This window comes from Candidatus Poribacteria bacterium (genome assembly GCA_026702755.1).
In the GTDB taxonomy this organism is placed as follows: domain Bacteria; phylum Poribacteria; class WGA-4E; order WGA-4E; family WGA-3G; genus WGA-3G.
The window spans coordinates 14,935-38,802 of the sequence record JAPPBX010000021.1 but is presented as its reverse complement, the minus strand read 5'-3'; the positions used below and the strand labels follow the sequence as shown (position 1 = coordinate 38,802).

General features: G+C 49.0%; 17 protein-coding genes. 9 read left to right on the top strand and 8 right to left on the bottom strand.

Annotated elements, in window-relative coordinates:
* The 7 genes from OXH39_04245 to OXH39_04215 all read right to left on the bottom strand — a co-directional run.
* A partial coding sequence (locus tag OXH39_04245) for a tetratricopeptide repeat protein (GenBank protein MCY3549648.1) occupies nucleotides 1-4,521 on the bottom strand: 4,521 nt, incomplete at its 3' end.
* Between the two features lie 121 nt (nucleotides 4,522-4,642).
* Nucleotides 4,643-5,626, bottom strand: a complete 984-nt coding sequence (locus OXH39_04240; GenBank protein MCY3549647.1) for a zf-HC2 domain-containing protein — start codon at nucleotides 5,624-5,626, stop codon at nucleotides 4,643-4,645.
* 171 nt (nucleotides 5,627-5,797) lie between these two features.
* Nucleotides 5,798-6,382 (bottom strand): sigma-70 family RNA polymerase sigma factor, encoded by a 585-nt coding sequence (locus OXH39_04235; protein MCY3549646.1) that lies wholly within the window; start codon nucleotides 6,380-6,382, stop codon nucleotides 5,798-5,800.
* A gap of 216 nt (nucleotides 6,383-6,598) precedes the next feature.
* Entirely contained in the window at nucleotides 6,599-7,255 is a 657-nt protein-coding gene (locus OXH39_04230) for a hypothetical protein (GenBank protein ID MCY3549645.1), read from the bottom strand.
* Nucleotides 7,256-7,917: 662 nt separating this feature from the next.
* The gene (dprA, locus tag OXH39_04225; GenBank protein MCY3549644.1) at nucleotides 7,918-8,877 is read right to left on the bottom strand and encodes a DNA-processing protein DprA; all 960 of its coding nucleotides are present in this window, start codon (nucleotides 8,875-8,877) and stop codon (nucleotides 7,918-7,920) included.
* A 62-nt stretch (nucleotides 8,878-8,939) separates the two neighbouring features.
* Entirely contained in the window at nucleotides 8,940-9,956 is a 1,017-nt protein-coding gene (locus OXH39_04220) for an RRXRR domain-containing protein (protein MCY3549643.1), read from the bottom strand.
* Nucleotides 9,957-10,401: 445 nt separating this feature from the next.
* The gene (locus OXH39_04215; protein MCY3549642.1) at nucleotides 10,402-10,587 is read right to left on the bottom strand and encodes a hypothetical protein; all 186 of its coding nucleotides are present in this window, start codon (nucleotides 10,585-10,587) and stop codon (nucleotides 10,402-10,404) included.
* A gap of 43 nt (nucleotides 10,588-10,630) precedes the next feature.
* On the opposite strand from OXH39_04215, the gene OXH39_04210 reads away from it, so the two are divergent.
* The 6 genes from OXH39_04210 (at nucleotide 10,631) to OXH39_04185 (ending at nucleotide 15,762) form a co-directional block, all read left to right on the top strand.
* A complete protein-coding gene (locus OXH39_04210; protein MCY3549641.1) occupies nucleotides 10,631-11,413 on the top strand; it encodes an ABC transporter ATP-binding protein in 783 nt (260 codons plus the stop codon).
* Nucleotides 11,406-12,110 (top strand): ABC transporter ATP-binding protein, encoded by a 705-nt coding sequence (locus OXH39_04205; protein ID MCY3549640.1) that lies wholly within the window; start codon nucleotides 11,406-11,408, stop codon nucleotides 12,108-12,110. Before OXH39_04210 ends, OXH39_04205 begins: the two co-directional genes overlap by 8 nt.
* Before the next feature lie 6 nt (nucleotides 12,111-12,116).
* Nucleotides 12,117-12,959 carry a prolipoprotein diacylglyceryl transferase gene (locus OXH39_04200; protein MCY3549639.1) on the top strand — a complete coding sequence of 281 codons (843 nt, stop codon included), beginning with the start codon at nucleotides 12,117-12,119 and terminating at the stop codon, nucleotides 12,957-12,959.
* A gap of 925 nt (nucleotides 12,960-13,884) precedes the next feature.
* Nucleotides 13,885-14,364: an IS200/IS605 family transposase gene (gene tnpA / locus OXH39_04195; GenBank protein ID MCY3549638.1), complete on the top strand. Its 480-nt coding sequence runs from the start codon at nucleotides 13,885-13,887 to the stop codon at nucleotides 14,362-14,364.
* Between the two features lie 332 nt (nucleotides 14,365-14,696).
* Entirely contained in the window at nucleotides 14,697-15,446 is a 750-nt protein-coding gene (locus OXH39_04190; GenBank protein ID MCY3549637.1) for a sulfotransferase family protein, read from the top strand.
* Nucleotides 15,447-15,549: 103 nt separating this feature from the next.
* Nucleotides 15,550-15,762, top strand: a complete 213-nt coding sequence (locus OXH39_04185) for a hypothetical protein (protein ID MCY3549636.1) — start codon at nucleotides 15,550-15,552, stop codon at nucleotides 15,760-15,762.
* 128 nt (nucleotides 15,763-15,890) lie between these two features.
* Here the strand turns inward: OXH39_04185 and OXH39_04180 are convergent, their stop codons facing one another.
* Entirely contained in the window at nucleotides 15,891-18,809 is a 2,919-nt protein-coding gene (locus tag OXH39_04180) for a UPF0182 family protein (protein ID MCY3549635.1), read from the bottom strand.
* Nucleotides 18,810-19,247: 438 nt separating this feature from the next.
* Here OXH39_04180 and OXH39_04175 point away from each other — a divergent pair, with 438 nt between their 5' ends.
* The 3 genes from OXH39_04175 to OXH39_04165 all read left to right on the top strand — a co-directional run bounded on the left by OXH39_04175 (nucleotide 19,248) and on the right by OXH39_04165 (nucleotide 23,622).
* Complete coding sequence (locus tag OXH39_04175; GenBank protein ID MCY3549634.1) at nucleotides 19,248-22,085, top strand: Ig-like domain-containing protein; 2,838 nt, start codon at nucleotides 19,248-19,250, stop codon at nucleotides 22,083-22,085.
* 303 nt (nucleotides 22,086-22,388) lie between these two features.
* Nucleotides 22,389-22,718, top strand: coding sequence for a transcriptional regulator (locus tag OXH39_04170; protein ID MCY3549633.1), 330 nt, complete (start codon nucleotides 22,389-22,391; stop codon nucleotides 22,716-22,718).
* 490 nt (nucleotides 22,719-23,208) lie between these two features.
* Complete coding sequence (locus tag OXH39_04165; protein MCY3549632.1) at nucleotides 23,209-23,622, top strand: aspartyl protease family protein; 414 nt, start codon at nucleotides 23,209-23,211, stop codon at nucleotides 23,620-23,622.
* Nucleotides 23,623-23,868 lie beyond the last annotated feature (246 nt).

Genomic DNA, 23,868 nt, shown 5'->3' with positions numbered 1-23,868 from the left:
GTTGAAGTACGCATCATCGCCATCGGCTAACACCATATATGCTTCGCCAATCTGTACGAGACCAAGGTCCGCATATTTAGTTGTCGGATACGCGTCAATGATCTTCTGGTACTCACTAATACTACCTTCGATTGACGTTTTTTGCTCTTCACCTTTCGCGAGTTTAGCTTCATTTAGCATATCAGTTGCCTGCTCATACTCGTAGAAGGCAAGTGCACTGGCGGTGTCGTTGAGATAGCCCATTGCTGTCGATTTTGAGTCGTTGCCGATACCAGGCGTATTGATCGCCGTCTGATAGTTCTCTATCGCCATCTGATAGAGACGAATCCGTTCGGCTTGCTCCAGACCTTGTTCGGAGCCAGCGTTGTAGTACTTGTTGCCGATATTGATGAGTGCATCGGCGGTGTACTGACTGTTCGGATATTCAGCGGCGAGTACCTCGTTCGCCTCAAAGAGCCGATCATACCAGCGTTGTTTCCCTTCTTCATCGCCTGATTTTTCGGCGGCTTCACTGAGAAGCTGCGCACACGTAGAGATAGCGTACAAAGATTCAGCCGCGCTCTTGTGCGTTTTGTTCACAGAACGGACCTTTTCGTACTCTTCGATGGCTTTCTCAAATTGTTGTGCGGCGTAGTAGGATTCCCCAACATGGTATTGCCAGAAAGCGGCATCGTTCGCATTCGGGTAGCGACTCACCATATCTCGGAAGACATCTCCAGCACCAATGAAGTAACTCACCGCTTTTTCAGACATCTCACCGTCCATACCCACCTGCATACGACCGAGTTCAAAGTTCGCAGCAGCGAGGTAATTCAGCGCGGTCTCCGTGTTTTTACGAAGCCCATCCGATTTTGGGAAGAGTCCCTTATCGGCGTAACTCACGAAAGTCGTGAGCGGTGTTAGGGCACTCGTAAGGTCTTGCGGGAGTTTCACGCCAATCCCGACAGAGTAGTAAATCTGACCGGCTTGGAACAGCGAATTCTGAACATACGGAATGACCGTCTGTTTGTCCGCTTTTTCTACGGGTGCCGCGATTGAGGTAACTTCAAAGAATGTCCCTGCAGCATTCCGACTTGCATCGATGTAAGGCTGCAGATCCGTACCCGCCTCTGTAGAGAAGAGGGAACGTGCCTTGTCGGAATAGAGGAAACCGAGGTTATATTGCGCAGCGGCTTTTTCTGCCACAGTCGCTTTCGCACTGCCTTTGGTCCGATCGAGTGCTTCAACCGCTTCAGCGATCGCTTCATCCAAGCGCCCTAATTCAACGTAAAGGGTTGAACGGCGAATGCCCGCGTCCGCTACCATCGAGGCAACACTTGCGTTTTCTGAGCCACTGTGTTCTCCGATTAAGGTTTGGAAGACTTCCAGTGCTTTGCTCGGTTGTTGCAGCTGGTCTTGATAAATCAAGCCCATCCGATAGTAGGATTGTGCTTTGACGAGCGCATCCTCTACCAACTCAATGGCGTTCTGGTAACTCATCAACGCGTCCTGATAGACTTTCAGTTGTTCCTCTTGGGCAAAAGCCATCGCGAAGTAGGAACGTCCCTTCATGTCCGCGTCATCGGTGTTTTCAATAATATACTGATACTCTTGCACCGCTCCGGCGTAGTCACCGAGAGTCGCGTTGAGTTCAGCGAGACGTGAGTGCGCTTGGAAGATAAGCGTCTTCCGCGCTTCATCTTCGGTCTGTCCTTCTAACGCCGTAACTTTCTTGAATGCGTCTGCTGCACCTTTGTTGTCGTCCAACCCGAGCAACGCTAAACCGGCAGTGTAGTTAGCACTGATTCGGTTGTTCGCATCGTCGGTTAGCGTTTCCACTTTTTCCGCCGCAGCAACAGCATTCTGGAGGCTCAACTGCTTGCTGCCTGCATCTGTCGCAGCTTGTGCGATTTGATAATGGCAAACTGCTGCTTGATACTGTGCATTCGGTGCAAGTTCGTTATTCGGGAAAGTTTGCACGAAGAGGAGATACTCCGCAAGTGCTTCGTCATAGCGTTTAGCACTATAGTAGGTGTGACCGATCTTCAACTGTGAGCGGCTCCGTGCTTCTACCTGCGCACCTGCGTTATCAACAATCCGCTTGAGTGAAGCCACGAGCGCATCAACATCGACATCTTCGCTGGTGTTTTCAATGGCGGTAGCCTTGATCAATTCGATCTGGCCGAGTGCCTTGAGAACAGCTTCGTTGTCACTGGCGGCGTATTTTTCGTGCGCCTCGTCGACGAGTTGAAGAATGAGGGGCCATTTTTCCGTATCATCCTGTTTTTGGGCGGCATCGCGATAGGCGAGAGCCAAACCGTAATACGCTTCAATAGCGTTGGGACTATCGGCATAGTCCGTAATCACGCGTTTGAACGCAGTCTCGGCGGACTCCAAGAGTGCCGGATTCTCAGAAGCTACTTGATAGTAACAGAGTCCGACAAGGTAAAGTGCATCATCTGCGTATTCACCTACTGGGTTGCCATCAACCACGGCTTGATACTGGACAGCTGCCTCTTCAAACCGTTCTTCAGCGCGGAGCATGTCAGCGAGTTTGAGTTCTGCCAACGAACGGTTATTCGGATCAGCGAGTTTGTCTAAAATGCTATTGTAGTAGTTAATCGCACCTTCTTTATCGCCTTCCTTGACATGGCTATTGGCGACGAGAAGGAGTGCGCGTTCATAGTATTCACTCGTCTCAGGGATAGAGGCATAACGGTCGCGGGCTTCACCCCAGTCACCGAGCATTTCATGAGAGAGTGCTTCGTTCATGACACACGCTTCTACCTGAGCGACACGTTCACCGAAGTCATCGTAACGTTCCTCAGCGACACCGGGGAGGAAGGCATCATCATTAAACATGGCGATAGCTTCCCGATATGCAGAAACGGACTTATCAAGGTAAGCTTGGTTGAAGTTTTCGCCTGCATCACCTTCCTGATAGCCTTCAGGTTTGGCGGCTTCGTAGTAGGAACGACCCTCAAAGAATTTACCCATCAACTTGACGAGATGGAATTTTGGTAGCGGGCGGTAATCCCACAACTTCGCATATTCTTCAGCGGCTTCAAGGTACTGCTTGAATTCAGTTCGTTTGATGTCAGCGAAGCGGAGCTGCACCTCTGCGGCGAGAATGTCGAATTCATTATCGTTTTTGTTTTTCTCGATAAACTCGTGTGCGACTGCCTCCAACTCTTCCTTCCGTCCGAGATCGTTGAGTGCCCAAATCGCTCCATAGAGTGCATGGGGGGCAACAGGATCCTGCGGGTAGTTGTCAATAGTTTTCTGATACCACTGCAGTGCGAGTTCGAGCGTTGCCATTCCGGATTCGGTTTCTCCAGCCTTTGTCTGGTTGCTACCGAGTTGATAGTATGCTTCACCGATCTGATAGGAGCAATAAGGAATGTAATCGGTTTCTTCTTCGTGTTCATTAATAACACGTTCATAAGCGACAGCCGCTTCACTCCAATTCTCTAATTTGAAGTGACTATCAGAAATACCAACTTTCGCTAAAGCGATAAAGTCGCTCTCTGGATATTCTTCAAGGAGGCTGTTATAGGAGACAATGGCGTTTTCATAGTCGCCTTGGTCGAAGTAAGTACTCCCGATAGCAGACTGGATTTCTGCTTGTAGGGTGCGGTCAGCGGTGTTTTGGAGTGCCAACTCATAGTTAACACGTGCGTTGTCATAGTCCTTCTGCCGAGCGTAAATCGCGCCTTGGTCGAAGTATGCCGCCGTGACGTATTGACTTTCAGGGAACTGCGTGATGAAGTTGGTATACCGACCGATCGCTTCATCGTCCCTACCGAGTTGGTTCAAGCTATAAGCGGCTTTATACATCGCTTCGGCTTGCAGATCGGGATAGTTTTTGAACTCCTCTGTCGCGATCTTATCGAATTCCTGATACGCCTGCTCATAGTTGGATTCATTAAGGAAGGACTGCGCGATCAAGTGCTGTGCATCATCCTTAAAATCAGAGTTTGGGAAACCATCAAGAACAGCTTTGAATCCCTGTCGGGATTCTTCATAGTTTTGTAGTTTATAGTTCAGCTGCCCGATAGCATACCAAGCGTTTTCAACGGAGAGACTGTTCGGGAAGTTCTCAATGAGCTGCATGAATTTTGGCTCAGCCAATTCAAACTGCTCTGTCCGATAGAGGATGTGTCCCCAGAGATAGGTCAACCCCTCTTGGTGTTTCGGGATAGTTGCTGTCGGTGCAACCTTTTCAATGTACTCAAGCGCAGTATCGTAGTGATTGACATCGCCTGATTGATCAGCGAGACGTGAGTAACTCACTGCGATCCTAAAGTTGGCGAGGGTCGTGAAATCCTTGTCAATAACTTCAGTTTTCACACCGCGCTTTGTTGCTTCTTCGAGTGCCTCAGCATACTTGTCAATCGCGCCCTCATAATCCGCCTGTCCATATAAATCTTCAGCGGATTGGAAGAGTTGCTCCACCTTTTTGGAACTACCCATCATAAAAGGTGAAAGGAGGGCAACTAATAAGGCGAGGCCACCAATAATGCCCAAAATCCTTGGGTTCATTCGTATTCTCCTTGTTTATGTCGCGCGCTGAGAAGCACGCCCACGGGATTTAAATACTTAAGTTAACTTCAAACACTTTTCGATAAATCTTTAATTATCAACTTTATATTCTCATACTTATCTATAATTCTCTTGAATCGTAGACTTCTGGAACCGACAATGTTTCCAATGGCACGTCCAACAATTTTTCTGAGAAGCCTTTAAACTCGTTCCACTTTCGTTCATACTGTTGAAGTCCGTGTTGTCCAGCCTCAATACCTTGCAACAGGAGCAAGGCATACCTGTTTTCGGTTAACACATCGCGGCTGGTGAACGCTTCCTGCGCCGGAAGTTCGGCATAAGCAAGCAATTCCGAATCAATGTCTAACGCGACACTCGGTACTGCTTCAGAATCATTCTTGCGGAGTGTCGTGAAAATATATCCGTCTATTATCGGTTCATTAGTGAATTCCCAAACGTCGGAACCTGAATCAACAGCTGGAGTCTCTGTTGTGCGTTCACTACTGACATTTCGCCGAATACCCATCGATTGCGCGACGGTATTATCCTGTTTGATAGCGAGCGTTGCAGTCGGCTGAACCGAGACAGGTGAGTCGGCAGAGAGAATTCGGGTTTTCGCTGCTGTATACAAACGTCCAAGCAGATGCTCTCCATTATCGTGTGGTGAAATCTGGTGTAGTAGGAGCGGTGCAGCAACCAACATTGTCATTGTCAGCGCGAGAACATAATACGAGAAAGCATGTCGTCTGATGGATAGAAGTCCGCTGAGTTGGGACCGATCAATGCGTCGATGTACCTGGGTCAGCAGGTGCCATCCAAGACGAGTTAAGGCTGCGTGAAACCGTTGATGGAGTGCGGTTGGCGCGCTCTGTTCAATGCGTTGTTGGAGTTGTATTGTAAACCGGGCATAATAAGCATCGGAGGCTTCCGGTTCAACGTAAAAGTTTTCGAGGAGGTGGTTCGTCTTTTTGAGGTTAACGATTTCCTGTTTACAAGATCGACAGGAACGCAGATGCAAAGCAACATCGGCTGTCTGCCGTTCGGAAAGCGTTCCATCTATATAGTCGGATAAAAGGCGTTCTATTTTCTCACACTTCGATCTCATTATTATTCTCCGCGATATCGCGTGCTTTCACGCACCTACAACTATGAGAATCAACCGATTTCAGTCGTTGAAATTTATCTTTCATAGGACTTACGCCCGCTGGCCGCTGGCGAGGTTTAAAACCTCGCCAGCAAAGGACGCTGCGTAAGCCTTGTTTCAGTCAGAATCTGCCTAAATATTACTTGCCTCAACGTAAGGTTTGAGCAAAGTTCGGAGTTTTTTACGCGCATAGTGCAAACGCGAGCGGACTGTGCCCTCGGAGCAGTTAAGAATTGAAGCGATCTCTGCGTGCGTTAAGCCTTCAAATTCATGGAGGATAACCACTGTTCGATGCTTGAGTGAGAGACTGTTAACTGCCTTTGTGACGTGGTGTCGAAGTTCGGCTTTTTCGGCGTGAACATGTGGGTCACTGGCGATCTGTGCTTGGTGTCTTGTGGCAACTTCATATTCGCCTTCTGCCGTTGCTTCAAGTGCGGATTCCCGCCGCCGCTCCCTACGTTTGACAAAGTTCAGTGCTTCGTTGACTGCTATTCGATAGAGCCACGTTTCAAAAGCCGCATCCTTTCGGAACGTCCGAATCGAGCGGTATACCTTAATAAAGGTCTCCTGCATGACATCATCAGCATCGGTGTGGTTTTTGGTAATCTGCATAGCGAGACGGTAAACCATCCGTTTATATTTTTCTACCAAGGGTGCCAATGCTGTCTCGTCGCCTTCACAGAGATCGGCAATGAGCAATGCTTCAGTTCTTTCCACCGAACTTTATCTCCTTGAGGTTTCTAACTGATTAATCGATTAGACAACGCCTTTTCAAAAACTGTTCAAAAAATTTTGGTTATTAGTTTTGCAGGGGTCGGAAATTTATTATAACATTATTCCAAAAATTGTGTAAAGAAAAATTTGGTCATCAGCCAGTAAAAAAGGGCAACGTATTAAAAATACGTCGCCCTTGTTATCGAAATAGCCTCGACTTTACTCTTTACCCTTGGTTACAAAGGTTACGCTGACCTTAGTCTCGTTACCGGCAGCGTCTCTGACTGTGCCTGCGATAACATAGGTCGTCTCGTTACCGATCTCTTTGCCTGCGACAGATTCAAGCGTTCCTGTGTTACCTTCGACGTTTCCAAGCCAACCGACATCATCGCCACCTTCAGTCTGTAGGGCAATGTTACCGGTAACATCTTCGCTAAAGGTAATCTCGATGCCATCGGTGTTAATGGGTTCAGGATCGACATCCTTGTCACCATCTTTGACGGTTCCGCCGGTGACTGTCGGTGCTTCGGTATCCGGTGCGGTGACCGTATAGGTGAGGCTCGTGCTTCCACCGCCGTTTGTCCAGCTAACGTTGAGGGTGAGGGCACCGGGGGTAAATGGACCCGCAACTGTACGGGACTTCCCAGCACCTGAGACAACACCAGCCGGACTCACCGTTACGTCGCCCGGGTCGTTATCAAAGTTCAGCGTGATAGTGGCGTTTGCTGCAATTTCTCCGCCAGCTGGCGTCGCGCTTGTGAAAGCGGCATCTGCAGGTTCATCGCCATTTTCTTCATCGCCGCCACAACCGACCATCAGCGAGAGGGCAAACAAGCCTGCCAGTAAAAAAGCGAAGGTTCTAAACAATTTCGTCATTAGAGTTAACTCCTTAAATTGTAAAGTTTATCAAAATACACCCCTTGAATAGGGGGTTCTAAAACTTTCGGTCCTTTCCCGTAGATGCTCGCGAAAGCACCGAGGGAAAGTCGGTTCAGTTACGCCGTTGCTTGTACAATTCAACAGCGTCCTTGAAAACCTACGATCATATTCTCGTTAAGTCAAGTAACATAGGGCTATTTCGTTTGTTGTTCTCTCCGCAGCGCGTGAAGAACAAACCGACACGTTGAGAACAGAATTTCGCGAGGGAAGTTATCAGAATAACACACCATTGGATTGTTGCACCCCTCGCCCGAAAGTCAATATCTAAACGAGTACCTCAAAGTTTAGCAAAAATTGCAAACTTTGTAAAGGTAAATTACGGATTTTCCCAAAATTATACAAAAGTTAGTCTCTTTTGTCAAGAGAAAACTTCATTTTACCGTAAATTTACCATAAATTTAAACGGTGTCAAGTAAAAAATCATGATACGTACTCGTACGATCAAGTTTAAGGACATTATATAGTATACCATAAACCCCTAAAAAAAGCAATTGTTTTTAATGGCTATCGGCTATCAGCCGTCGGCTGTCGGCAGTGGGCTGTTAGTATGCTGACTACTGAATACTGAAGGCTGATAGTCGACAGCCGACAGCCATTTGCTAATTTTCAAACAATCCTATCTGCTCGCTTGCTGCACTACTTGCATAAGTTTCAAGGCGTTCTGGATGCGTCAGTATATCAATGACTTTTTCGATTTCTGTTGGTGCGAAGGGAAGCGCGCCAGTCTTTATCAACTCTTGGGGACCGTCGCGCTGCGGGTGCTGCGTGTCCCATCGACAGGTGAGGACGGATCTGTCCTGACGCTGGGCATACCGTGCCGTATGCATTGCACCACCCGTTTTTCGAGTCTCAATCACAATCGTTGCTATAGAAAGCCCACTAATAATACGATTTCTCTGTACGAGATTCGCGGGCGATGGTGCTGTCGGGAAGGGATGCTCCGAAAATAGACACCCGTGCTCACAGATTTCCATAGCGAGAGGGTTGTTTCGTCTCGGATAGACGGCGGAAATATCTGTGGCGATGACCCCAATCGTTTTGCCCATACCGGCGAGCGCGCCGGAGTGTGCATACGTATCAATGCCGGAGGCAAGCCCACTAACGACGGTAAATCCGGCGAGCACAAGCTGCGTTGCGAGCGAGAGTGTCAACTCCATCCCTTCCATGCTCGGATTTTGGCTCCCGACAATTGAAACGCATTGATCATTGATTTCGGTCAACGCGCCGGTGCTGCAAAGGATGCCGGGGGCATCAGGAAGGTTTTTCAGTTGCGGTGGGTAGGCTGGATCTTCAAGACACATCACCCTCACGTTCTGGTTTTCGAGTGTGTCAAGTCTCTCACGGAATGTCGGAAAGTTGCCGGATACCGTAAGTATCCGCGACGCGAGCACTGGGTTGAAGGACGGCAGTCGTGCGATTTCAGGGAGTTCCGCTTCAAAAATTGCCTGTGCGCTGCCGAAGCGTGCGATCAACCGTCTGATCCGGACGCTACCGAGACCTTCAACCGAGGCGAGCGCCAGCCAATACTCAAGAGGTGTCTTCTTTTTTGGATCTGTCATCAAAGTTTACGGATTGGAAACTCCTTGCCTTTAGGCGGGGAAGGAAAATCCGCCCTCATGTATTAGACCAGGGTTCTGTAGCCAAAGTTAAGGCGTGTCAGCACTTGAAAATCTGTGCGTTTCGCGCCTGTAGTCAATCGTTTCCCGTGCATATCGTAGAGAGAAAAGAAGCCTTTTGCATTAACACCTGACAGACGCGTGAGTCCGTATTTGATATGTCGGACCAAAGTATTTTTGACCAAACCGTTCCCTAACACAGTGCCACCATACCGCGGACGCTTGCCACCTTTCTGTGGGTTCTGTCTATGGAGTTCACGCCTGCGTATCGGTATCGGTGCTATACAGAATATATTCGTAGTGTCGGGTATCTCTGAACCCCCGACGGTGTGATACGCCAAGCACCAACTATCAACGCAATGGGCATCAAAGGTTTCAGTTAACTTCTTTGATGATTTCTTTAGCCCAAGGCGATCGCGTATCTCTTTGGTTTCAAAACCTTGTACAGTCAACAGTTTCCAACGCTTTTGTATTTCGGTATAGAACCACTGCTTACCGACTTCCAAAGGACTAAAGGATTGATTCCACTTTTTCTGATATTGCTTTGTCCGTGCCTTAATATCCTCTACACAGACGTGTGTGATAGGATACAGTATGGATAGCCAGTCAAGGATACGAAGTTTCCAATCCCACCTCGCACGCGTGCCAGCAGGGATACGATTACGATTAGAAAGATTGTGCTTTTTCTGTTTCCGATTCGGACATTTCCGAGAGCGTCTACCTCTCCGCAATATGCGACGCTTTTCTATTTTCTTGCCAACCTTGTTGTGAGCGTCCGCTTGGACGTTGAAATAGGTGTGTGCCTCGCTTTTGACGGTAAAGCCTTCCTTCTTACTGCCAGGGTCTATACCAACAGCAATCTCTTGGAAATATCTGTCTGAAGGGTCTACGTTGAGACGCACACAGAATACGCCCTGATTCCAAAAGGGTGTTGCCTTCTTATCTTGTATCCACTTTCTTGCCCGTGAAGGTTTGGTAGGCATAAGTGGATTTTGGTGCTTATCAACAACAGGAACAAACATCGTTTGTAATTCTCCGTAGAGTTTGTATTGCCCCATCCAGATCGCAGTGTCAGCGTTTTACAGAGGACTTGGGGAGCATCCTAAACACCTTTGCGAACCACCACAGGCACTACGATATAGCGAATGCGCGTGTGGCATTCGCAAAGTCTGTAGTAAAGAACTTAATCTTTGGCAGGGAACGTGTGGTTACGCTATGTCAAAGCACCCAGGCTTTAGCTGGGTGATCTTTACATCTATTTACGCTTTATACCTTAATATATACTCCGAATATCTCCTTTTGGGATATTATAGCATACTACTTTATCAATGTCAAGTGGAGTGTCGCGAGCGTGGAGGAAATCCGCAAAAACACTCGCTTCTACAAGGAGGGTCATCTCAAATGTCCTAAAAAAACAGATTGACATTGCTTATTAATTAAAGGTATACTTTAAAACAGAGACTGGACTTACGCAGCACCCTTTGCTGGCGAGGTTTTATAGTAAAGCCCACAATTACTTGGACATTGTGCGGAGGCGAGGATACAATCCTCGCCAGCGGCGGTGGGCGGTTGGTTTGCTGACCAACTGTCTACATATTTTCGGGCTTCACTATAAACCTCGCCAGCGGTGTGCGGGACGTAGGTAGTTATCAAAAAATTGCGTAAGTCCTACAGAGAATCGGATGAGGAGACGAAAATGGAGAACACCCCTATACGCCTGCTCTCAACAAACGGACTCAGCAGGCATTACGGTGGTGTCATTGCATTGTCTGAAGTGACAATGGCTGTACACCCCGGACAGATTTTCAGTTTGATCGGACCCAACGGCGCAGGGAAGACGACGCTCTTTAACTGTGTCACCGGGCTGGATAAACCGACATTCGGCACCGTTGACTTCTTAGGGAAATCCATCACTGGATTCCGACCAGACGAAGTCACGGTACTCGGCATTAGCAGAACTTTTCAGAACATACGGCTCTTCGCAGAACTCACTGTCCTTGATAACGTTAAGATCGGCAGGCACCCGCGCACGAATAGCACATTCATCGGCTCTGTTTTTCGGACACATAGACAGAAAAGTGAGGAAGACGCAATCACCGCACACGCCCGCGAAATGCTGGAATTCGTCGGATTGGAGGACATCAGCGATCAAACTGCTGGCAACCTCTCCTATGGCGATCAGCGACGTGTTGAAATCGCGAGAGCCTTAGCGACCGAACCGAGACTTCTCCTCCTTGACGAACCCGCCGCCGGTATGAACCCGCAAGAGACACAAGAACTCATTGACCTCATCTATGCTATACGCGAGCAGGGTGTCACTGTACTCCTCATTGAGCACGACGTGAAACTCGTGATGCAGATTTCGGATTGGGTCACGGTGCTGGACCACGGTGAAAAGATCAGTGAAGGCTTACCGACAGACGTGCAGAACGATGAACGTGTTATTGAGGCGTATTTAGGAGCAGCGGAAGATGCTTGAACTCAGAGACATTCATACATACTACGGGAATATACGCGCCGTCCGAGGGATCTCCATCACGGTTAACCAGGGCGAGATGGTGTGCTTGATTGGTGCCAATGGTGCCGGAAAATCGACGACACTCATGACGGCATCCGGTATTCATACACCCGTTGAGGGCAGCGTCCATTTTGATGGCGAAGACATCACAGCGGTAGCGGCAGAGGAACGCGTCGCCTTGGGCATCTCACAGGTCCCAGAGGGGCGGCTCATCTTCGCAGAAATGAGCGTCCTTGAAAACTTAGAACTTGGTGCTTACACCAGAAGCGATAAGCAAGGCACCCGGGACGATTTAGACAGAATTTTGCAGTTCTTTCCGGTGCTGCGGGATCGTCAGAAACAGCGCGGCGGCAGCCTCAGCGGCGGCGAACAACAGATGCTCGCAATCGGACGCGCCCTGATGTCGAAGCCAAAACTCCTCTTGTTAGACGAACCCTCTTTAGGACTCGCACCGCTCATTGTTAAGCAGATATTTGAGATCATCGAACAGATTAACGCCGATGGCACAACCATCCTGCTCGTCGAACAGAACGCGCAAATCGCGCTGCAAGTGACCGATAGAGGTTACGTCATGGAAACCGGTGAAATCACGATTGAAGGCACGTCTGATGACCTGTTAGCCGATGAACGCGTACGGCAGGCTTACCTCGGAGAATAGAACACGATGTATCCGACAATCGTTGATTTCGGGCCCTTCGGTATCCACACTTTCGGATTGATGTTAGCCACGGCGTTTATTACTTGCGTCTTTGTTATACAATCCGAATTGAAGCGGCGGGGCTTTATCCCGGAGTTTGCATCAACCATCGTCATGGCTGCGGCTATCGGCGGAGTTGTCGGTGCGAAGATTTATTCTGTACTTCTCGACGGCCACTTCACTTTCCGGGAACTCTTCTCAACGGCTGGATTGGTCTGGTATGGTGGTTTCATCGCTGGGTGTCTCAGTGTTGCTTTTGTGGTTATCCGCTCTCCGAACCCATCCCTACCCACACTTGACTGCGTTGGGCCCGCGGTCATCCTCGGTTACGGAATCGGCAGAATCGGGTGTCTCCTCGCTGGCGACGGCGACTATGGACCGCCGTCCGATGTACCGTGGGCGATGGCGTTTCCGAACGGCACCGTCCCGACCGATGTCCCTGTTCACCCCACCCCTATATATGAGACGCTCATGTCGTGGGCGTTTTTCGGTATCCTCTGGTCCCAACGGCGTAAGCTTGAGGCAACACCGGGTGTGATATTCGGCGCGAGTTTTGTGCTGTTGGGTGTGGAGCGGTTTATCGCCGAGTTTTGGCGGCTCACGCCGCGGGTATGGGGATGGATGACAGCGGCGCAAATTCTGAGTATCGTTGCATTCGTCGGCGGGATCGCATTTATTCTCTGGATACGCACACGTCCCCGTGTGGCGGAAGGTGTGGTTGCGGACCTCGCTGGTGAAACAGAGACAGCGCGTGAGAAACCGGAATCGCGTCAGCGAAAAAGAGCACGCAAACGTCGCCAGCGGCGGTAGCGTGGAAAATCAAAAATATCAAATATGTCGCTTTCTGTAGGCTCCATAATCCCTCCTATGCTACATATTATAACGCAAGTTGCGACCTATTTATAACGCAAGTTGCCACCTATTATAGACATAGCACTCCTACGGAGTGCAATCGCGTAAATATACCATATTCTATAGACATAACACCCCTACGGGGTGGGGAAAGAGACGAAGACCGTTTGTGAAATGTGCGAAACGTGTTAGTAGCAACTTGGGTTATTTATAGACATATTCTATAGACATATCACCTCTAATGGAGATTAAGAATTTAATCGGGTAATTTTTACCGATGCTCGGTGCGGTTGGAATGCAGGTCGCATTTGAGCGTGTCCGCTGCAAAACGGCACCTACCGGGTCTGAGGGAATATAGAATTACCCAAATATTTTATTAAACTTCATACGGGGTGAAGAAAGAGACGAAGACCGTTTGTGAAATGTGCGAAACGTGTTAGTAGCGACTTGGGTCATTATAGTAAAACTCGAAAATAAGAGGACACTTTAGAAGACACAAAACACCTCACTACCACGTCCCCACCCCGTAGGGGTGCTATGTCTATAGAGAAGGTTGTATTTTAGCAACCGCACCCCGTATGAAGATTAAGAATTTAATCGGGTAATTTTTTCCGATGCCCGGTGCGGTTACAAACCGCACCTACCGGGTCTGACGGAACATAGAATTACCCAAATATTTTATTAAACTTCATTAGGGGTGCTATGTCTATAATAGATGGTGTCTGACGTTATACCCTGGGTTGCTACTTTCCCCACCCCGTAGGGGTGTTATGTCTATAGAAAACGTTGTATTTTAGCAACCGCACCCCGTAGGGGTGCTATGTGTATAAATAGATGACAACTAACATTAGACATAGCAAATTCCAGAGGAACACAAAAACTTATGGCGAATACCTATACACAACTCTATATACATATCGTGTTTTCCGTAAAAGGTAGACAGGCACTTATTCCCGAACGCCACAAAGCAGAACTTCATAAATATATCACTGGCATCATTACGAATAAGAAACAGAAATTAATTCAAATCAATTCGATGCCAGATCACATCCATATCTTGGTTGGTATGACACCAGATGCCACCCTATCTGGTTTGGTGAAAGATATTAAAGTCAATTCGACGCGTTTCATCAATCAGAAACGCTGGACTGTGGGACACTTTACGTGGCAAGAGGGATTTGGTGCGTTCAGTTATTCGCATTCTCAGATCCCCGAGGTTGCCGCATATATTGAAAATCAGGAAAAACATCATTTGAAAAAAACGTTTCGTGAGGAATATCTTGCGTTTTTGAAGCATTTTGGGGTTGCGTATGATGTGAAGTACGTTTTTGATTCAGTTGCAGATTTCCCACCTGAAGAATGATTTATGGTCACAGCGTGAGTAGGCGACCTTTTTATAGACATAGCACCCCTACGGGGTGAGGAAGGTGTTTGAAAACTTATTCAAACGTCTATAATTCGTTAGGTAGCGACTTGGGTTATACTAACGCGAGCCACCTATTTATTCTCACTGGGAAGCAATGGCACTCCTACGGAGTGCGGTCGCTTACATACACCGTTTTCTATAGACATAGCACCCCTACGGGGTGAGGAAAGTGTTTGAAAACTTATTCAAACGTCTATAATTCGTTAGGTAGCAACCTGAGTTATAATACTTAAACTCGCTTATATACCTTAATATATAGAGGACACATCTTGGATACAAAACGCATCTGTCTCTGGTCGGGACCGCGGAACGTTTCGACCGCACTCATGTACGCTTTCGCACAACGCAGCGATACGCAGGTCATTGACGAACCGCTTTATGCACACTACCTCCAAACGAAATACGGCACCGAGGCACGCGATAGCACACATCCCGGTGCAAAGGAGGTGATGGCTTCTATGTCAACGGACAGCGAGCAGGTCATCCGCGAGGTCATCCTCGGTCCGTGTGAGAAGCCGGTGCTTTTCATGAAACAGATGGCGCACCACCTCATCGATATCGACCTACGTTTCCTTGCGCGGACCCTCAATGTCTTCCTCATCCGTGATCCACGGGAGATGCTCCCTTCCCTCGCAAAGGTTATCGGCACACCGACGCTCGCCGATACGGGGTTCAAGACGCAGCACGATCTTTTGATAGCGTTACGCGATGTGGGACAATCGCCGCCGGTGCTGGATGCGCGGCTCTTGTTGGAGGATCCGGCGAGTGTGCTTGCTCAGTTATGTGAGCGGTTGGGGTTGCGGTTTGAGGATTCGATGTTGTCGTGGGAGGCAGGCGGTAACCCAGCGGATGGCGTGTGGGCGCGGTATTGGTATCAGAATGTGCATCGGAGTACCGGGTTCGCACCGTATCGTCCGAAGTCGGAGCCGTTTCCAGCGGAATTGGAGGCGGTGTTTGCGGAATGTTCAGGATATTATGAGGTATTGCGTCGGGAGGCAATTTGTCCGCTTCCAGTGTAGCGATCATTAAAAAGCCGTTGACGACGTTGTTGCGTTACGTTATACTATTTGTGTGGTATCTGTTGGAGATGCTGAAAGTAATATCCAACAAAGGAGGTATATCATGCCTTTATGGGGAACAATTCTGACAGTTCTATTCTCTGGTATAGTTGCACTGGGAACTGTGATCAATTTTTTCAGGTCAGCAACCAAAGATGATTTAAAAGAAGTTGAGAAGCGACTTGAGCAGAAAATAGACAATATTAACCAAAGCCTTGAGAAGAAGATAGATAATATTAATCAGCGAATAGACTGGCATCTTGAAGGTCATAATTAGAAATAAGAAACGCCTGGTGGTTGTAAGTTTCACCAGGCGTTCCTTGAATCCAGTAAATCCAGCTTCAGACAGAAGAACCCTCTTATCAGGCGGAATTTAACTGACAACTGATAACTGACAACCAATTCCTACCGATCATTCTCTGAAATTTTCTCGAGGATTTGCTCGAATAGCCGATCCGCCTCAGCATCCCGTTTTGTCTGCTGGTCACGGTACTCTTTCACCAAGTCCGCTAATGTCGGCTCGGCGGTATCGTCACCCGTTACAGCACCGTTCGCTGGGAGTCCCAAAAAGATAACATCTAACGCCTCATCAAACGTCTTCGCTGTCCCAAGCTCGTTCGACCCGGCTTTCACGACGACCATCTCCAACTTCGGACGGCGCGGCGTGCTCTCGTCACCGTTCGCCTCCTCCGATTTCTTCGCTTGCAGATAGATCGCCTCGACATAGAAGAGTGCATCCTCAATCGGGATAATCAGCAGATTGCCGCGGATGATGTCGCTCGTCTTTGCCCACCCGACCTGTTCCTGTCCGGTCTCCTTATCGATGTCCTCTTCGACTTGCGTCGGTCCGGCAACATCTGCGCCTTCAGGAAGGATATAGACGATCCGTTGTCCGTAGTTCGGTTCATCGCAGCGGGCGACCATCCACGCCTGCAGCCGTTTCTCTTTCTCCGGCGGCGTAAACGGAATCACATTCACGAATTCCGGTGTGTCCTCTCCGGGCAACTGGAGCATGGCGTAATAGGGCATCATCTCTTGATCGGGTTTTTCCGAGTAATAGGTCTCTTTCGGGATTGACCAAGTATCCGTGGTTTGGAAGAAAGGAGAGGCATCCTGATGATAATCGCCATACATTTTGGCTTGGATCCGGGTGAGGTAGTCGGGATAGCGAAGGTGTGCCGCCAACCCCTCCGGCATCTCCAACACCGGTTTAAAGAGATTCGGAAACGCCCGTTGATACGCTTTCATAATCGGCTCATCGCGCCCTTTCTGCTCGATCGCATAGAAATTCACGTCACCGGTATAGGCGTTCACGACAGCGACCCCTGCATTTCGGATGTAGTTGAACTTCTTGAAGTTCGGCTCCATGTAGGGATCGTTCTCCGTCAGCCGCGCCGTGTCGTCAGCATAGACCTGTGCGTTCGGGTGATACCGACTCGTCACATAGAAGTCGATAATCCACCACAACTCTCCTTTGTTAATGACGATGTACGGGTCGGGATCGTAGTTGAGGAAGGGGGCGATATGCGAAACGCGGTCCTTGATAAGCCGATCCCCGCGACGGGTGCCGATCTTCCGTCGGAACATCACACGGCTCTCCGGTGTCAACCGCTCCGAACGGAGGGTACGGAAGAAATCGAAGCGGAGGGCGAAACAGAATCGTCGGAACCACCCACCTAACGGCACGCCGCTGTCCGCTTTATACGTATGCCGCTGCCATTCGGCGACTTCGGGCGTTGCGGCGGTGGCATCAGGGTCCGCGGAAATATCGTCTTTCTTGCGTTCCGCCTTCACGATGGCGTAGTCGTGTGTCATCTCGCCGTAGTAAATCTCAGGACGCGCCACGTTCAGTTCGTCGTGTATGCTCTCTACCGGCGCGCCACCGACCCAGAAGTTCGGCAATCCATCCTCAATGAACTCGTTGACGGGGGCGACGCATACCCCAAAGCCGTGCGTAAATTGGAGCCGCAGTCGGTACCAGTCCTGAATGTTCGGTGCCGGATCCACCTCACGCGCCGCGATCAGCACCTGTCGGTATTCACCATCGACCCAGTATCTATCGACATCGGTGTAGGGATGGAAGTCGTAATGCCGTTTAATCTGGTCTTCACGGAGTACCTCATACAGCACGCGCCTATCCCAGAGTTGGATGTTCTTTTTGACGGCGGGGTTCGCTTCTATCACATCGAGTGTGGCGAGTCCTGTCACGCGGTCCTCTGTTACAATGGTATCCAATTCAAACGCATGGCGCGTCTCTTTGATGTGCCGTTGCAGGTGCCGTGCCTCTTTGTCGAACGGTTCGGCGCGGAGCTCCCAGACGTAGAGCCCGAGTGGATAGACGTGAATCAGCAGTACGTAACTCAAACCCCACACCGCCAAAGTCGTATACCACAACAGCCGTCTCCGCCAGAAGAGATTCAGTACAACCGCTACGGCGATCCCGACCAGCACGCCACAGTAAAGCTTCGTCGCGCCTTCCAAGTACGCATCGGTATAGAACAACCCGTGAAGCGATGACAACTCCTGCGTCAGTGGACTTGTGTAGACTTTATTCCAGAGATTAACGTAGTTTCGCCAGCCCGCGACGACCAGCAGCAGCAGCCATAAAGCCGACCCGTGAAAGATGATGTGCCGCTTGACACGTGCCATCGTGTGGGCATCTCTACGATAATAGAAGTTATACATCAGCCCGACGATGACACACGTCACCCAGATCGTTATCTGTACCCAGAGGCTGACCCATTTATGCAGCGGAAAACTGAAGAGGTAAAAATTCCGGTCCATCCCGAAGTGGAGCGATGCGTCTGCACCTTCGGCAGCGGCGGCTTCCGGTTGGTTCAGGTACAGAAGAAAGGCGTTCTCCAATAGGAGCATCGGTGCAGCGAGCAGTAGGCTTGCGATTAAGGTGAGGCAAACGACCACCCGATGGAAGGAGAAGGTTTGCGTGTGTGTCCAGCGTCGGAACTCGCTGGATTCCGGGCAGAGGATGTTCGCAATGGCGGTGTTGGCGTTCATGAACCCAGCAGCGATAATAAAGAAGAGTGCGAAGCCGAACCACCGTACCTTTTGCAATCCCCAGAACACATCCGTATAGACAACGCTCTCGAACCAGAGGTGCTCTGTATAGAGGTGCGCCAGCGGGAAAAAGCAGCTCACCGCGATCAGCGCGCTCAGTATCCAAAGTAGGTACGCCTGCAATTTATTGTAGCGATCGCGCCGCCGTTGGCTGCTCCGTCGGTACCGGAAGATACCCCATATTAAGGTAACGCCGCCGAGGAGTCCGCTTAAAAGTAATTGTGCGATTGCAAGGTTCACTGTCATCATGAACATCTCCTTTGAAGTATTATAACATAGGTTGCGCGCGGTTCGCAAATGTGTTGTGTTCATTGTCTGAAGCAGGATTTCCAAGATTATAGAATTTTGTCTGAAGCAGGATTTGCAAGATTATTATGATTTTCAGGAAAAGAATTTCGGCAACCCGTATTGACACTCATAGCTGGGTAATTTTCATTTCAGGAATACTCCTGGTAAATCCGTGAATCCAGTAAATCCAGCTTCAGACGATGAGCACTCCCTCCAACCTACAATTTTGACAAATGTTTGCTAAGGGTGTTATAATTGTGAACAACATCTTAAAATAAAAAAATAAAAAACGGATTTTACTTACGCAGCTTCCTCGCTGGCGAGGTTTTAAACCTCGCCAGCGGCGTGTAGTAGTGGCTGTTGGTAAAAAAATGCGTAAGTCCTAAGGAAGTGAAAACCATGAAACATTTCTTTGCACTTTCTCTAATTCTGCTCGCACTTACCAGTTGGATCTACACCGAGGCAGACGCACAAGAGGCAGACACAACGCCTCCAACCGTCACCATCCTCCCTGTGATAGAAGACAACCATCGTAACTTCTTTCCTAATTATTACACGGATGAACGGATACGGGAAAAAGGGTTGATATACAACGGTGATGAATTTAAAGTAAGAATAGTCTTCAGTGAAGAGCTGCTATTCCCTGACCGTTTTACTCAGTCAAATTTAAGAATCACAGCCACGGCGCAGGCAACGATAACAGAGTGGGCTGCCGCGGGTGATACGGCACACACCGAGTATACTGCCACCATTCTGCCTACGTCCGAAGGAACTTTAACGCTCTATGTGGATGCGTATCTTGTAAAAGACAAAGCACTTAACCCAAACAGGGACCCGACGGAAAGAGTAACAGTTGGGATAGACACCAAACCTCCCGTGGGACGGATCAGTGCGCCATCAGACATCCAAAACGGACCATTTGATATAAGGGTTACGTTCGATGAATCTGTTGTTGTCGCGAAAGAGTTCCTGACCCCCGACCACAACGGTTTGACGAACCTTATTTGGTACGTTGGCGGATACAAAAGAGAGGTAACAACAGCCGAGTGGAAAGTGGACGCGACACGTCGGATATACACGACCACTTTTACACCCAATGAGAATCAAGAAAGGACATTGAGATTTTATCTTGTTGAATCCCGGGCATTTGATTTCGCAGGGAATACGACTGTAGAGAACAGAGATGAGCCGACGTTGGTTGAAATAGATACCAGACAACCGAGAATTGTAAGTGTTAAGCCCGTATCGGATTCGCTACCAGATAGTTTTAAAATACAGTTTACTTTCAGTGAACCGGTGCTTAATCTTGAGCAATCGGGGATTATGGTGATTAAAGGAACCGATGTAACGATAACCGACTTTGAAGCACTCGTTGGCGGGAGAGACTACATCGTGGAAATAGCACCGGCGATGGCACGGCAAATGAGATTGCGGATTGAAACAGGGGGCGCATACGATGCCGCAGGTAACGAAAACAAGACCGCAACTATAAGCGTGACCATCGGTGAGGGTGAGGACGGCAGCGATATAATTACTGCCGCTATTGTAGACGAACCGAGAATTATCTTACGTCCTACCCCTGTCAACCAAAGGCGTGTTATCTTCAACGAAATTCGCAATACTGAGGACGACAAAAACGACTGGCTTGAACTCAAGAACATCAGCAACGAAAGTGTCGCCCTGGAAATGTGGGAAATTAGCATTGTCAATTCCAGAGGCAGAAGTGCTGACAAAGATGTTGACATCGTCACTTTTCCAGAATATACACTGCCTGCGGGCGGCGTTTTGCTGATCACCAATACCGACCCGAGCGAAACCGATCTCATCAGCGGGCAGAACATTGAAAACCCAAATAGCAAACGCGATGTACCGCCACAGTATCTCATCGCACCGCAGATGAAACTCCCAAGCACCCCCTATCTGCTAATTCTGCGGAGTGCCACAGATAAAAATGGAAAACCTGAGGCATTTGAAGATCTCGCTGGAAATTACTTCCGAGGTTCTGTTGATTATGCCACACAGGTCTGGCCCCTCGTGCATACCTTCCGACCACCGAATAGAGAAGAGGCACACCTGACACAAGGGCAAGCATGGCAACGCGTTAGCATTAGCAAACGCGGCTATACTGCGGCAGCGTGGACAGCGATCGGATATCAATCAGGGATTGGATATAAAGCCGGAACGCCGTTGGCAACAAGCCTCGGCACCCCCGGATATCCCAACGATGCAGTTACCGACGACAACCCCGCCGGACGCATCACTTTTAGTGAACTGATGTTTGCCACAAACGGTGGGCTTTTCTCCCAACCGCAGTGGATAGAGTTATACAACAACACCGCCATCGCTGCGACACCCATAAATCTGAAGGGCTGGAAATTGGTTATTGAGGCGCGCGATAGTGAGGTCCGCCATCGGTATTCAGTTATCGAGTTGGAGGCGTTACATATCGCACCAAATCACGGCGTACTTCTGGTAACAAGAAACCGCAGGCGTTCTGAGCATCTTTCAGAAGAGCAGATTTACGATCTCTACCAACATCACAGGGGCACGCGTGGACTCGGCTTGCCTGAGAACGCCGTGCTGTCTGCGTCAGGGTTTGCACTGAAGTTATTTTCACCGGATGGCACGTTGGTCGATATGGCAGGGAATCTTGATGGTGAAAAAGGTGTTGATACACCTACGTGGACACTGCCTTCTGGACGAACAGAGGACGGGGCGCGTACATCGTTAACACGCCGTTATAGAAATGGTATTGCGCTGACAGGTACTGAGGCGACGAGTTGGGAACGTGCTGCAGATCTGCATCAGCCTATGAATCTGTATTACGGACATCAGACTGATATTGGTACGCCCGGATATAGAAGTGGCGGTCTGGCACCCGTGATGTTATCGCATTTCAGTGCAAATCGCACAAGTGCAGGCGTTCTCCTCGAATGGGTAACCCAATCGGAACTGGACAACGCCGGGTTCAATATCCTGCGGAGCCAGACGCGGCAAGGTCCGTTTGTCAAGGTGAACGCAACGCTGATTTCAGGTGCAGGCACAACAGCCGAACGACACACCTACACATGGACAGATACGACAACAAAACCGAATGTCGCCTATTACTACCGGATAGAAGATGTTTCGTTGTCAGGAAATCGGCAGCCGTTGGCAACGGTGCGTTTGCGCGGGCATATCTCAGCGGCAGGAAAGCAGCTCCTAAAGTGGGCGGACCTAAAAGCGCAGAAATTGTAGCAGGCATACGCCGTATGCCGTCCGCACAGAAATTGTAGCAGGCATACGCCGTATGCCGTCCGCACCGCCGCTGTCAAGGATTGCGCCCACCCCCCGCTGTCGAGGATTGTATCCTCGCCTCTTTGTATTACGAGACCGTTAATTTCCTGTGCCTCTTTGCCTCCCCAAGCCCCGTAGGGGTGACATCTGTGGAATCCTACAAGAGATCAGAAATAATTTGACAGGCCTTCGGAAATGAACTATACTTAAAAATAGGCAGATTCGTTGGAACGATTTTTTGCAGCGCAGTAAGGAATAATAACAATGAATATAGAATCTGTACTTAAATGTACCGCGGATTTCAGGGACTATCTTCTCAAAGACCTCGCCGACCCCGAGTTTGCAAAGCATTATCTGGAGGTATCCTTGGAAAATTATGAGGACGACCGAGACATCAATATGTTGGCGAGTGCCCTACGCAATGTGGTAGAAGCACAAGGGGGGATTGAAAGACTTGCCATAGAGACAAACAGCGATCTTCAAGATCTTTCTGATACCCTCAATTCCAACAAACCGCCGCAATTAAATCGGCTACTTGATATTCTCTCATTCTACACAAATATCGCCCCTACTGTTGACCGCCATTCTCTGTAGAAACGCGGAAAATTAAAAAAGCAAACCGCGTAGGGTGTGAACGAGGTCCCCACCCCACTCCCCGCTGTCGAGGATTGTATCCACTCCCCGCTGTCGAGGATTGTATCCTCGCCTCTTTGTAAATCCTCAGGCTGTGCCCCCCGCCGCTGTCGAGGATTGTATCCTCGCCTCTTTGTAAAAGCCCTCTTCAACCCCGTATGCGCCCACCCCCCGCTGTCGAGGATTGTATCCTCGCCTCTTTGTAAAAGCCCTCTTCAACCCCGTAGGGGCGATATCTATGTAGCAGCGTTAAAACCAAAGGAACCAAGCCCCGTAGGGGCGGCATCTGTATAGAAAAACGGTCGCGCCCCCGATCAAGCCCCGTAGGGGCGGCATCTGTGTATAAATAAATTATCGCTTGACACCCACCACACACCTCTGTTATAGTGTAACAGAGGAGGAAATTCACATGGCAAATCATTTTAACGATAAACAACAAAAAGAGAAAAAAATGAAACACACAACAAAAATTCAACTCGCAAATCGAAAAGATCAGTTTTTAGCAGAGGCTGGTGTTATCAAACCTGAGGATATTCGGCAAGTGACCATCGAAGACGCAATCGTTGATACCGGTGCGACTGGGTTATCTTTACCGAAACCCATTATTGAGCAACTCGGCTTGACACCTGTTAGAAGTAGAAGGGCACAGACGACCAACGGGATCGTAACGCGGACAGTTTATTCAGATGTCCGGTATACCGTCTTAGAACGGGAGGGGACAATAGAAGTCGCGGATCTACCCGCCGAGCTACCTGTCCTTGTCGGACACATGGTACTCGAATACCTGGATCTCTGTCTTGACATCCGAAAAGGCCTTATCTATAATCCAGACCACGACGATGAATGGATTGAAGACCAGCTCTAACAGAACGCGGAAGATATAGCGTTCCCTATATTGACAACCGGCTGCCAAAATATTTATGCCCCCTGCTCAAAAAAATGTTTGACAAAAAACACACATTACACTATAATTATAACGTTTCAACCGCAAAAAACGCCGAAAAACGCGTTTTTCACGGGGTGTTGAAAAAAATACTTGACAAAATACCGGAATTCTGTTAAAATTCCCAACAGACGAAAAAAAGTATTGACATTTTTTCGTAACTATTTT

Excerpts from the sequence above, each read along its gene's own strand:
- OXH39_04165 (MCY3549632.1), top strand. The coding sequence starts at position 23,209 with ATGAAACACACAACAAAAATTCAACTCGCAAATCGAAAAGATCAGTTT.
- OXH39_04170 (MCY3549633.1), top strand. The coding sequence starts at position 22,389 with ATGAATATAGAATCTGTACTTAAATGTACCGCGGATTTCAGGGACTAT.
- OXH39_04240 (MCY3549647.1), bottom strand. The coding sequence starts at position 5,626 with ATGAGATCGAAGTGTGAGAAAATAGAACGCCTTTTATCCGACTATATA.
- tnpA (MCY3549638.1), top strand. The coding sequence starts at position 13,885 with ATGGCGAATACCTATACACAACTCTATATACATATCGTGTTTTCCGTA.
- OXH39_04180 (MCY3549635.1), bottom strand. The coding sequence starts at position 18,809 with ATGATGACAGTGAACCTTGCAATCGCACAATTACTTTTAAGCGGACTC.
- OXH39_04185 (MCY3549636.1), top strand. The coding sequence starts at position 15,550 with ATGCCTTTATGGGGAACAATTCTGACAGTTCTATTCTCTGGTATAGTT.
- OXH39_04200 (MCY3549639.1), top strand. The coding sequence starts at position 12,117 with ATGTATCCGACAATCGTTGATTTCGGGCCCTTCGGTATCCACACTTTC.
- OXH39_04210 (MCY3549641.1), top strand. The coding sequence starts at position 10,631 with ATGGAGAACACCCCTATACGCCTGCTCTCAACAAACGGACTCAGCAGG.
- OXH39_04220 (MCY3549643.1), bottom strand. The coding sequence starts at position 9,956 with ATGTTTGTTCCTGTTGTTGATAAGCACCAAAATCCACTTATGCCTACC.
- OXH39_04175 (MCY3549634.1), top strand. The coding sequence starts at position 19,248 with ATGAAACATTTCTTTGCACTTTCTCTAATTCTGCTCGCACTTACCAGT.
- OXH39_04230 (MCY3549645.1), bottom strand. The coding sequence starts at position 7,255 with ATGACGAAATTGTTTAGAACCTTCGCTTTTTTACTGGCAGGCTTGTTT.
- OXH39_04205 (MCY3549640.1), top strand. The coding sequence starts at position 11,406 with ATGCTTGAACTCAGAGACATTCATACATACTACGGGAATATACGCGCC.
- dprA (MCY3549644.1), bottom strand. The coding sequence starts at position 8,877 with ATGACAGATCCAAAAAAGAAGACACCTCTTGAGTATTGGCTGGCGCTC.